Source organism: Marinifilum fragile JCM 15579 (genome assembly GCF_001310955.1).
In the GTDB taxonomy this organism is placed as follows: domain Bacteria; phylum Bacteroidota; class Bacteroidia; order Bacteroidales; family Marinifilaceae; genus Marinifilum; species Marinifilum fragile.
The window spans coordinates 50,384-63,452 of record NZ_BAZX01000025.1 but is presented as its reverse complement, the minus strand read 5'-3'; the positions used below and the strand labels follow the sequence as shown (position 1 = coordinate 63,452).

General features: G+C 35.6%; 7 protein-coding genes. 4 read left to right on the top strand and 3 right to left on the bottom strand.

What is annotated here, in order from left to right:
• Positions 1-27: 27 nt before the first annotated feature.
• Complete coding sequence (mce, locus tag JCM15579_RS15640; protein ID WP_054721465.1) at positions 28-432, bottom strand: methylmalonyl-CoA epimerase; 405 nt, start codon at positions 430-432, stop codon at positions 28-30.
• Between the two features lie 513 nt (positions 433-945).
• Here mce and purL point away from each other — a divergent pair.
• On the top strand, positions 946-4,635 hold the full coding sequence (gene purL / locus JCM15579_RS15635; RefSeq protein ID WP_054721463.1) for a phosphoribosylformylglycinamidine synthase: 3,690 nt from the start codon (positions 946-948) through the stop codon (positions 4,633-4,635).
• Between the two features lie 177 nt (positions 4,636-4,812).
• Here purL and JCM15579_RS15630 read toward each other — a convergent pair whose 3' ends face one another.
• Together JCM15579_RS15630 and JCM15579_RS15625 are read right to left on the bottom strand one after the other, a co-directional pair.
• Positions 4,813-8,550, bottom strand: coding sequence for a T9SS type A sorting domain-containing protein (locus tag JCM15579_RS15630; protein ID WP_054721461.1), 3,738 nt, complete (start codon positions 8,548-8,550; stop codon positions 4,813-4,815).
• A 48-nt stretch (positions 8,551-8,598) separates the two neighbouring features.
• Positions 8,599-9,033, bottom strand: a complete 435-nt coding sequence (locus JCM15579_RS15625; RefSeq protein ID WP_054721459.1) for a hypothetical protein — start codon at positions 9,031-9,033, stop codon at positions 8,599-8,601.
• Between the two features lie 322 nt (positions 9,034-9,355).
• Here JCM15579_RS15625 and JCM15579_RS15620 point away from each other — a divergent pair, with 322 nt between their 5' ends.
• The 3 genes from JCM15579_RS15620 (at position 9,356) to JCM15579_RS15610 (ending at position 13,038) form a co-directional block, all read left to right on the top strand.
• Positions 9,356-9,748 (top strand): hypothetical protein, encoded by a 393-nt coding sequence (locus JCM15579_RS15620; RefSeq protein WP_054721457.1) that lies wholly within the window; start codon positions 9,356-9,358, stop codon positions 9,746-9,748.
• A 132-nt stretch (positions 9,749-9,880) separates the two neighbouring features.
• Positions 9,881-12,067: a beta propeller repeat protein gene (locus JCM15579_RS15615; protein ID WP_054721455.1), complete on the top strand. Its 2,187-nt coding sequence runs from the start codon at positions 9,881-9,883 to the stop codon at positions 12,065-12,067.
• Complete coding sequence (locus JCM15579_RS15610) at positions 11,992-13,038, top strand: PKD domain-containing protein (protein ID WP_054721454.1); 1,047 nt, start codon at positions 11,992-11,994, stop codon at positions 13,036-13,038. Before JCM15579_RS15615 ends, JCM15579_RS15610 begins: the two co-directional genes overlap by 76 nt.
• Positions 13,039-13,069: the final 31 nt, after the last annotated feature.

The window sequence follows — 13,069 nt, the reverse complement described above, 5'->3', positions numbered from 1 at the left end:
ATTGAGTTTTTATGTAATTATGTGTTTTTATTTGTCACCACAAAGCTCAGTCAATACTCTCATGGTTGATTTTGGATGTAAAAATCCAATCTTCAAACCTTCAGCACCACCACGAGGAGCTTTATCGATCACTTGGCATCCAGCTTCCTGAACATCATTCAACGCTTCTTGTACATCTTCAACAGCAAAAGCCAAATGGTGCATACCACCGCCAGTTTTCTCTACAAATTTTCCAATTGGTCCTTCTGGATCTGTAGACTCCAACAATTCGATTTTTACGTCTCCAACTTTAAAAAAAGCAGTCTTCACCTTCTGATCAACAACTTCTTCAATTGCGTAACACTCCAATCCCAATACTTTTTCATAAAATGGAATTGCTTCTTCTAAGCTTTTTACAGCGATACCGATATGTTCAATATGCGTTGGTTTCATACTAGTTAATTTTTAAAAATTTATTTTGGACAAAAATATCTAATCAAAAAATTTTGGTCAATGATCTTGAACATTAATAAAGTTGTTTTTCAACATGTTCTCGATTCATCTCAAGAAAGTTTTCTATTTGCTGAATTTCAACAAAATAACATTAGAATTCAAGTATCACGGTAACGATTTCATATATTTTCTTCGAAAACCTTTGCAGAAATAAACGTCATTTTTGAATTGCACTCCAAAGGAAAATGTTTTTTTCAAAATAGCGGACAAAAATTTTACTATTACAAAACATATCTCTACGGCATAATAGATTGCCTAAAATTTTTGGTCTGTTTTAACAATTTGTTGTAAGAGAACTCCTACAATATTTATTTGCTTGCCAAGCAGAAAATTATTCTTGATGATTCAATTAAATCATCAGATAAATAAAGGCAATAATGCAAGTCTTTTATTTATATTTGCACTTTGAAACAACATTCAACCAATTTTATAAATTTATAAGTTGACTTTAAGATGATTTTATTCTTCAAAAAAGACGAAGTGCACTTTGTTGTCCAGACAACAAACCAATTGAATGGATTAGATCTTGACAAGCTATCATGGCTGTTTGGTAATGCAGAAAAATTAGATCAAGACACACTTGATGGAATTTTTGTGGGTCCAAGAAAAGAAATGATTACTCCTTGGAGTACAAACGCTGTAGAAATCACTCAAAACATGGGAATTGATGGTTTGCTAAGAATAGAGCAATACATACTCGTTGATTCCGAAAAAGCGGATTTTGATCCTATGCTTCAGTCAATGTATAAAGGACTTAACCAAGAAGTTTATACCATTGATAAGCAACCAGATCCAATCGTTTACATTGATAATATTGAAGAATACAATCAACAAGAAGGTTTAGCATTAAGCTCTGAGGAAATTTCTTACTTGAATGATGTTTCAGAAAAAATTGGCAGAAAATTAACAGATTCTGAGGTGTTTGGATTCTCTCAAGTAAACTCAGAACACTGTCGTCATAAAATCTTTAATGGTACCTTCATAATTGATGGCGAAGAAAAAGAATCTTCATTATTCCAATTAATTAAAAAGACCTCTAAAGAAAATCACAATAGAATCATATCTGCATACAAAGACAATTGTGCCTTCCTTGAAGGACCTAAAGCTGAGCAATTTGCTCCGCATTCACACGACAAAGCAGACTTTTTCTATACAAAAAACATCGATACAGTAATTTCGCTTAAGGCGGAAACTCACAATTTCCCCACTACAGTAGAACCATTTAATGGTGCTGCAACTGGTACCGGAGGTGAAATTCGTGACAGAATTGCTGGTGGTAAGGCTGCTATTCCAATGGCAGGTACTGCAGTTTATATGACTTCTTACCCAAGATTGGAAGCATCACGTAAGTGGGAAAACGCAACTGAAGCAAGAAATTGGTTGTACCAAACTCCTGAAGAGATCCTTATTAAAGCATCAAATGGGGCTTCTGATTTTGGTAACAAATTCGGACAACCTTTAATTGTTGGTTCAGTTCTTACCTTCGAGCACTTCGAAAACAACAAGAAATATGGTTACGACAAAGTAATCATGCAAGCCGGAGGTATTGGATATGGTCGTTTAGAACAAGCACAAAAAGATGTTCCGCAGAAAGGTGATAAAGTTGTTCTTCTTGGTGGAGACAACTACCGTATCGGAATGGGCGGTGGAGCCGTTTCTTCGGTTGCTACCGGAGAATTTGACAATTCAATCGAATTGAATGCTGTTCAGCGTTCCAATCCTGAGATGCAGAAGAGAGTTTGCAATGCAATTCGTGCAATGGCCGAGGCTGATGAGAACCCAATCATCTCTATCCACGACCACGGCGCTGGCGGACACTTGAATTGTCTTTCGGAATTGGTTGAAGAAACTGGTGGAAAAATTGACTTAAATGCTCTTCCTGTGGGTGATCCTACTCTATCTGCAAAAGAAATTGTAGGAAACGAATCGCAAGAAAGAATGGGATTGGTAATGAAGGAAAAAGATGTTGAGCTTTTGACTAAAATTGCCGAAAGAGAGCGCGCTCCTATCTATCAGATTGGTGAAACAACTGGTGATATGAGATTTACTTTTGAAGATAAGAAAACAGGTAAGAATCCAATTGATCTTGCACTTTCTGAAATGTTTGGTAAACCACCAAAAACGATCATGCAAGATGAGACTGTAAACGAAGGATTCGAAGCTGTTTCATACGATATTAATAAGTTCGAAGAGTATCTTGAAGATGTTCTTCAGTTAGAGGCAGTAGCTTGTAAAGACTGGTTAACCAACAAAGTTGACCGTTCGGTAACAGGTAAAATTGCAATGCAGCAATGTGCTGGTCCTCTGCAATTGCCACTAAACAACCTTGGTGCTGTAGCTATCGATTTCCAAGGCGAAAAAGGTATTGCTACCTCAATTGGACACACTCCTGTAGCTGCCTTGGTTGATTCTAAAAATGGTAGCCGTTTGTCGGTTGCTGAATCGTTAACCAACATGGTATGGGCACCAATTGAGAAAGGTTTGAAAGGTATTTCGCTTTCAGCAAACTGGATGTGGCCTTGTAAAAATCCTGGAGAAGATGCGCGTTTGTACAATGCAGTTGAATCAATCAGCGATTTTGCAATTAAATTAGGAATCAACATTCCAACTGGTAAAGACTCGCTTTCCATGACTCAAAAATATGGAAAAGACGATGTTGTTTACTCTCCTGGAACCGTTATCATTTCTACTGTTGGTGAAATCATCGATATCAATAAAATGATTTCTCCAGTAATGAAAAATGATCAAGATTCTCACTTGGTTTACCTTGATTTCTCTAAAGATAACTTCCAATTGGGAGGTAGTAGTTTTGCTCAGATTGTTAACAAATTGGGTAAACAAACTCCTGATGTTACCGATGCTGATTACTTTGTAAAAGCATTTGAAACACTACAACAATTAATCCTTGACGGAAAAGTATTGGCTGGTCACGATATTTCTGCTGGTGGTATGATTACTGCTCTATTGGAAATGTGTTTTGCTGACAACAAGCTTGGTGCAAACATCGATTTAAGCTCTATTCAAGAGAAAGACTTAATTAAAGTACTTTTCAGCGAGAATCCAGGTGTTATTTTCCAGGTAAAAGACAAAGATGCTGTAAGCAAAGCTTTAGCTGATAAAGGACTACGTTTCCACGTAATTGGTTCTCCTGCTGAGGCTGGAATCCTTAAGCTTGCTAAAGATGAACAATCATTTAATTTAGATATTGTAAGCCTTCGTGACCTTTGGTACAAGACTTCCTATCTGTTAGATAGAAACCAGTCTGGTAAAGAATTGGCTTTGGAAAGATTCGAAAGCTACAAAAAGAATGAGTTAACCTACAAGTTCCCTGAGAACTTTACCGGTAAATTCTCACAATACGGAATCGATCCTAAGAGAAAAGACATGTCAGGTGTAAAAGCAGCTATCATCCGTGAAAAAGGTGTGAATGGTGATCGAGAAATGGCTTGGATCATGCACTTGGCAGGAATGGATGTGAAAGATATTCACATGACGGATTTGATTTCAGGTCGTGAAGATTTGACCGATGTCAACATGATCGTATTTGTTGGTGGGTTTTCTAACTCAGATGTTCTTGGATCGGCAAAAGGTTGGGCTGGAGCATTCCTTTACAATGAGAAAGCAAAAGCTGCTCTTGACAACTTCTACAGCAGACCAGATACCTTAAGTTTGGGTGTATGTAACGGTTGTCAGTTGATCTCTGAGCTAGGATTGATCTATCCAGAGCACGAAAAACATCCTAAACTACTTCATAACAACTCACACAAATTCGAATCGGGATTTGTTAGCGTTGAGATCCCTGAAAACAACTCTGTGATGCTTTCTAGCTTATCAGGAAGCAAGATGGGTATTTGGGTAGCTCACGGAGAAGGAAAATTCGATCTTCCATACGGAAAAGAAGAGTACAATATTCCAATGAAGTATGCTTACGATCAGTATCCTGCTAATCCAAACGGATCTCCATTTGCAACTGCTGCAATTTCATCAAAAGATGGTCGTCACCTTGCAATGATGCCTCACTTGGAGCGTGCAACTTATCCTTGGAACTGGGCATATTATAATGAAAATCGCATAGAAGACGAATTGACTCCATGGGTTGAAGCTTTTGTAAATGCTAAAAACTGGATTATTGAAAATAAATAATCTCATTTAAAATATTCTTAAAAGCCTCTGCAAATGCAGAGGCTTTTTTCGTCTCAATCAATAAAGTATATACAAATGCATACCACCCTACTATTTGTTCGAATCTAAAGTTCAATAAAAAAGCCTCAGGTAAACCATACCTGAGGCTAAAAGCATTATAATTTTCCTTGGAAGATACTATCGAACTACCTTAATCTTACCTGAATAAACTTCATTTCCTGCTTGTACTCTAACGATATACAATCCAGATTCTAATGATTCGATTCTTATTGTATTTTCTCCAGCATTACTGTTTTGTTTTGAAAATACTTTCTTACCACTTAAATCGAAGATTTCAATCTTAAACTCCTTAGCTGCATTTCCTAATGCAAGCTTAAATTCACCTCTACAAGGATTAGGGTATATTTTGAACTCATTAGTTGTCTTGTCAAGATTATCATCTATTCCTGTAGCAATAACATCAATTTCCAGTGAATTAGAATGAAATTGAGAGTCAAATTTATATCCAATAATATAAGCCTTATATTTTCCTGACTCTTCAAAACTGATAGCGTAATTAGCAACCCCAATTGGACTACTATTAACAGTCTCATAAAGTTCATCATTCAAATAAACTTCAATTTTATCATATCCTACTGGCAATTGAGCTTTTAAAAGTAGCTTATTATCATCTATCAAAAAGAAATCATTAACAACAGGAATTTTGTCTTTTATGCTAATTTCCTCTTCGTTTGACTTTAAAGCGCTTCCATCTATATAACCCAATACATATGACTTATAAGATCCTGTTTGATCAACAGTTACTTCGAATGACTGTTCCCCTAATTCAGGACTATCTATTTTCATATTCAAGGTATTATTCACATAAATTTCCAAGCTATCATAGTCAACTTTAACATTCATGTTAAGATGAACAACCTTATCTTTTACCTCTACCAATTCAGTAATTACTGGAATACGGTCTATATCAGTAATATCTACACTCCAAATACCTCTACCATGAGTTGCAAGAACAACCTGATTTCCTACCACCTGCATATCGTAAATTGAAACTGGAGGTAAATTTCCTTCTAGCATATGCCATGAAACACCATCGTCATTAGACTCAAAAACTCCAATTTCTGTACCTGCCCACAACGTTTTGGTATCATGCGGCATAACCAACATACAATGAGTTACTACATCAGGAAATCCGTTTGAACTTACAGTACCTAATGCTCCAAATCCTGTAATATCTTCCCAAGTTTGACCAAGATCCTTTGTTCTAAGTATTTTTGGAGACTTACTGATAGAAAACATTAAATAAGCTGTATTTGGTTCACTTGGATGCGTAGAAATACCGCTAATATAAGCTAGCATATCTCTCTCAGAATATGCATTTACACCTTTAAAAGTTTCTCCCTCATCTTCTGAAACAAAGATTTTATAACTACCACTTCGTAACATTGCTGCACCTCCCCAAACAATCTTTGGATCAGCTAGTGATACCTCGACATTGTGTTGACTGGTTACACCTTGCCATGCATCATCAATATTCTTAAGAGTCCAATTCGCTCCAAAGTCAGTTGACTTATAAACTCCATTTTTAGCTACAGCGAAAACAACGTCAGGATTTCCTTTAGAAGCTGATAGCTTTGTTAAAAACGGACCATCATCTTCAGTAATTCCGTTTACTGAAGCCCAACTTTCACCTCCATTTAATGATTTATAGATGGCATTATAGTAAATACTTCCTAATAATTTTTTTGGATCTTCACTATGCCATAAACATTCAAAACCATCTCCTCCCAAACGGAAATTGTATTTCGTATTTGAAGAAGCATCTTCTCCAGATTTTGACTGCCATGTTCCATTATCCTGCATCCCTCCAATATACTCATTTGCATTAGGATTTTTAGCTACACCATAAAACTGAGTGGTAATATAATTATTTGGCTTTTGGGTAAAAGTTTTACCATTATCTTCTGATACTCCAATACCACCATCATTACCATTTACAATTCGGAAACTCTCACCATCCATTGGAATTATAGTGATATTATGATGGTCGGGATGTAAACCTGGAATCTTTGTTTCTCCAAATCCAGCACCTTGATCATATCCATTTGATCCGCCATAATTTCCATACGCATCCGCAACACTGGTTTTCTTCCCATCATACACTTCTATTCCTCCATACTCGATTATAATTTTCGAATTAGGAAGATTTTTATCATCCCAAGTTGAACCAGCTTTTAGCTCTGCCCAAATCATATAAAGAGCCTTTTGTACATGACCTCCATTTACTGCAACACTTGCATTAGCTGCATTTGCATTGTACTCTATAGCATTAATATATATGTACTCTCTACCTAAATCACCATAAGCATCACTTTCGCCATTTCGAGTGTACAGATTAAACTTGCCATCTTTCTCTTGATCTCGAAAAGAAACCATCAACTGCTTATTGTGGGTAATATCCCATACCTCAAAAGGTACATCAACGTAATCTGCATAAGTATATTCTGCATCTGCAACTCCTGAAGTTTCTTTATCTGGAACAGTAAAACGATGTGCTTTCTGACTTAGTCCTGGACCAAATCTAACCTCTACAGAAGTCCAATCTGTAGCTAGCACATTGGATCCTGCATCCGTTTTTAAACCACCGTCTAAATGACTTCCACCAAAATCAACAAATGACAGAAAGTTTGCATTTTCATTATAGGCAGATTTAACAGCTGCATTTAATTCCGATGGAGTCTTGTTAAAAGCAAGTTGCCACATATCAACACCAGCAACAAATACAACACTATCAATAAATGGATGAGCCGCTATAGTATTGTCATATCCTCCCTGACCTCCCAGAAAGTTTTGGCCATCATTGAATTTAGACCAGTTGTTTGCATTATCTTGCGAAAAGTAAACATGAGATTCTTTATCTGAAATATCCACACTTACATAAACAAAATCTCTATTAACCGGAGAAACCGCAACTTCATAACGATCACCAGTAGCTAGCCCTTTTGATAATACTTGCCAATTTTCTCCTCCATCAATAGTTCGTAAAACTCCTTTTCCATTTTCTCCTGCAAAAATTGTATCCCTCGCTGCAGGAAATGCAGATAAGTCCTCAACACCGTTTACACTCTCATAAACCTGGGTCCAAGCAGTACCTCCATCAACCGATTTGAAAATTCCCTTTTCAGTTGCTGCAATAACAATGTTAGCATTAATTGGATTCACAAATAGACGGTTAATGTATCCAAATTTCTCATCCGCTGCAGTACTTGCTAACTGGCTCCAGCTTTCTCCTCTATCTTCTGATTTCCAAATTCCATTTCCCAAATTCTGAGCACTTCCCGGAAAACTTTCTCCTGTACCTGCATATATAATATTATGGTTTGACTCAGCCATTGCCAATGCATTGACTGATAAATTTGTCAAATCATTCGATAAGTTAGTCCAATTTTCAGCTGCATCTGTAGTTTTCCAAATGCCACCTGTTGCACTCCCTGCAAACCAAGTATTTTTATTTGAATCATCAGGATCAACTATTATAGCTCGCGTACGTCCTCCTACATTAGCTGGACCTCTTGATACAAAATTTAAAGGAGCTTCAGAGCTCTTAACTTTCAATCTATATTTACGCGCTTTTTGAAGTTCTTTTGTTTTGTAATTCATTTCATAGCCAGACTTCTCTTCACCAATTCGAGTTGTAATAGCTTTAAAGTACTTACTATACATATCAGGTTTATCTGCCTTGCTATAGCCTACTTTCCTTTTTTCCTTTTTTTTCTGAAATTGTTTTTGCCAAAACTCTTTAGGTGTAAAATCATTACTGGAAAATTGTTTTTTATCCTGCTTGATATAATTGGTTACCACAAGCATCGATAAAATAACTAGTCCACCCGTAAGTAGATAATAAAATTTTTTCATAAACTTTTAAAGTTAGTTAGTGATTTGGTTAATTAATTGGTTAAATAGCTATTTCTTTGTCTTAACTGTTTCGGTTATTTTTTTCTTTGTTATCAAATCAAATATATAGGTCCATCTACCTGTATCTTCTTCATTTGTAATGTATCCTCTTTGCTTGGTAATTAAAAGTTGTGTTTCGTTATACCATTCGATCTTTGCATTGGCAACTTTATCTTCATAAATAGTAACTCCATTGATAATATCGTATACAAAAAACTCTTTTATTTGATTTGGATTAGGTTGTGATTTCGAATTTACTTTCTCACAAATCACATAGTTTTTGTTAGAATTAAATTTAAACTCAACTTCTTCTCCAAACTTATCTTTAGCAACCTGTTGATAAGTAACTTGATCACTTTCGGATACATTCCCATTCAACTTGTTTTTTGTTGCACATCCAAAGAGTAGCATTATTAATACTAAATTTACGATTAGAGTTTTCATAGATGTATTTTAATAAGTTTCAAATTCAACTAAATATTAATATTATAATAATTGCATTAAATCTTTTTTTTAAGAGGAAATAAATATAATAACAATACAGGATATATAAAATTTCAATAAAGAATATATAAGCAATATAAATATTGTACAATTGAATTATTCTTTCATTCATCGTTTAAACCTACTCCTTCTCTCTATTTAATCAAATAAATACATCAGGCAATTCCCCATCTTAAATTCATATAAATCAACATTTAAAATTACCATTCCAGAAAATGCAATCTTTTTTGTAACTTATATCCATTCTGTTAAAAAATAGATCATGAAGAACTTATATCTTATTTTTTTATTTGCAATTATTCTTTTAGGATGTAATACTGCTAAACAAACATCAGATCCTAAAACTCCAGTCCCAGTATCTAATCATGAAAAAAAAGACAAAAAGGTTCAACAAATTGCACCTTCTACTTGTTTCTTAACTGTTACAATAACAGATGATTCCTTGAATACCAATACAATTAAAACAAAAGTTCTTAAAGTACACGGATATGGTGCTGGATTCACCCCCTCTTTTCATGTAAATCAAGAAATTGTATTGAAATTATCCGACAAACAATTAAAAGAAATTAAAAATCACAAAACAATGTCATGTGTCATTTCGCAAGTGACTACAATGAATAATAATTTATACTTGAAACTTATTGAAATTAAATAAAAATTCTACTAACTAAGACTTCTTCCTATTCCTCTTATACTTTCACTGACAAACTGTTTTTGCTAAGTAATACTAATATTTGATAGTTGAACTTCACCTAGTTCTTTGAGTACAGAATAAACACTACATAAAATGAAGAATTTATTAATCGTTATAACGATCTCTATATTCTGTTGTACTTTACACGCTCAAAACAACCTGAAACCGTCAGAAGAGAAAGTAATATCAGAAGTTAAAAATCTAATCATCACGGAGACAACATTCCAAAATCTTACCAACAGAAGTGTAAACAAAAGCAAATTATCAAAAATTGCTGATCGTAAAGCTGGGAAATATAATTTTGCAGATGATCCTATAAGAAGAAAAGAGTTTGAATTTAATCAACTCAAAAACCCTTTAACAGGGAAAATTCCAAACAACATCAAACTCTTGGAAAAAAGATATGTGCTTTCTGCCAAATCAAAATTACAAAGCAAGTTAAAAGCTGATGAAGTTATTTATCAAACTAGTGGACCACGTAATGTTGGAGGTAGAACAAGAGCTTTGGCGATTGATATCAGCGATGCATCTGGAAATACAATATTGGCAGGCGGCGTCACTGGAGGAATGTGGAAATCGACAGATAGAGGTGTTTCCTGGATTAGGACAACTGACTTGGATGAACACCCAAGCGTTACTGCAATCGCGCAGGACCCAAGAATAGGTTCTCAAAACATTTGGTACTATACAACAGGAGAATATTTAGGCAGTGCGAGCAAAGATGGAGCATTCTACGCTGGAAACGGAATATTTAAATCTACAAATAATGGCGATAGTTGGGAACTTTTACCAAATACGGCCGAAAATACTTTTGCTTCATTCGATCGTTTTTTCGACATCTGTTGGAATATATGTGTAGACCCTAATAATGGAGATGTATATGCTGCTACATATGGTGCAATTTATATTTCGAAGAACGGTGGTACAACATGGACTCGTGAACTGGAGTCATTTAATACTGCTGATCCTAACTACGCTCCATACACTGATGTGATTTGCACGCCTGATGGTACAAAATATGCAAGTATTAGTTCTGGAGGAGATAAAAATGGAGGTATCTGGCGAAAAGCTAGTGGGTCTATAAGCTGGGAAAACGTAAGCCCCGATAATTTTCCTGCATCTTATGACCGAATTGTTTTGGCGCATGCCCCCAGCAATACAAGCAAGGATATTGTTTATTTACTGGCAAGAACAAGCGGTGATGGATTTCAAGACCATAGTTTTTGGAAATTGACTTATGATGCCACTGAAACAATTCCTGCAAATTGGGAAGATCGTTCACAAAACCTACCAATAAGAGGTGATGGTGATCGTGACGTAAATGGTTACAATTCTCAAAACTCGTACAATATGCTGATTAAAGTGTCACCATCAGATGAAAATGTTGTATTTATCGGTGGAACTAATCTGTTTCGCTCTAACGATGCATTTGCTACTAAGGCGTCACCCGTTAGCGATGGGATTACCAACAATTCTAACACGTATTGGATTGGTGGATACGCAACTGAAAATGATGTGAGTCAATACGACAATCATCATGCTGATTTGCACGCCTTAACATTCATTGATGCCAATACTTTATTATGTGGTCACGATGGAGGCATTAGCATTACCAATAATTTTATGCAGACCAATGATTCTGGAATTGAAGATGACAATGAAAATACACCAGAAAACAATAAGCCTGTAGATTGGGAATATCTAAACAATGGATATTTAACTACACAATCTTATACCATTGCAATTGATCATGATAATGTTGACAGAACCACCCTTATTTCAGGATTTCAGGACAACGGAACCTGGGTGGCCGATAATGCCAATGCAACAACTGATTGGATAAGTTGGGGATCAGGAGATGGAAGTTTTTGTAGCATTACGAATAATGGCAATACAATTATATCCTCATCCCAAAATGGAACAACCTATTTAGAGGATAATGTATACGATGAAAATAACTATTACTATACAAGGATAGATCCTGATAATGCAGAAGGACAACTGTTTATCAATCCTTTTGTGATTGATGCCAACAACTACAAACTGATGTATTATGCAGCAGGTCAATTTATCTGGAGAAACCTTGACATTTTTGAAATTCCAAAATTTAGCAACGATAAAGCTACTGTAAATTGGGAAAAATTAACATTTTCAGAGGTTACAGGAACAATTAGTGCACTTACTACATCTACCTACCTGCCAACATGCTCTACTATGGAACCAGCGATGGGAAAGTATTCAGAATTGACAACGCCAACTCAAGTAATGCAGAAAGAATAGAAATCACAGGTTCCAACATGCCAGAAGGTAATGTGATATCGATAGCTGTAAATCCTTTAAATGGAGATGAAGTGATGGTGGCATTCTCCAATTACAAAATAGAAAGCATATATCACTCTACCGATAAAGGCGCTAGTTGGACAGCGGTTAGTGGAAATTTGGAAGAAAATGGAAATCCTCAAGGTGATGGCCCTTCGATTCGTTCCGTATCCACTATGCCAACACCTACTGCGACTCTTTATTTTGCAGGCACAAGCACAGGCCTGTACAAAACTGATAACTTAAATTCTAATTCAACCATTTGGAACCAAGAAGCTGAGAATTTAATAGGAACAACTATCTCGGCAATGGTTAAAAGCAGGCGAGATGGTTTTATAGCTATAGGAACGCATGGAAATGGTGCTTTTACCGGAAATATTGATTTTAGTAATTCTACCCCAAAAGCCCTCATCGGCATCGAAAAAACTCAACTACAAGTAAACGAATCCACCAATTTTATTAGCCGATCAATTGGTGATGGAATTAATAGTTGGAATTGGAGTTTTGAAGGAGGAACACCCGCAAATTCAACAGCGAAGAATCCGACAAATATAAAGTACAATCAAGAAGGAACTTATAGTGTTAGCCTAACAGTTGCAAATCCTATTGGAGAAGATACACAAACCATCACAACAGCTATAATAGTTGGTGCTCAGCCGGTTGGTATTGATAATGACATTGCTAATAATTCAAATGAAGATCTTCTAATCTATCCTAACCCCATGGTAGAAAAAAGCAAACTAGAATTTCCTAATAAAGACAACCAAAAATACAGATTAATTGTTATTGATGCCACTGGTAAAATAGTGCGTATTATTGAAAACATAACCGGAAATAACGTAATTATAAACAGAGAACAATTGAAGCCAGGAGTTCATATCATTAATCTTTCAGGCGAGAAAATTTATAAAGGAAAGCTTTTGGTGAAGTAGAAAAACAGACTAAAGACGAAAAAATAAACAG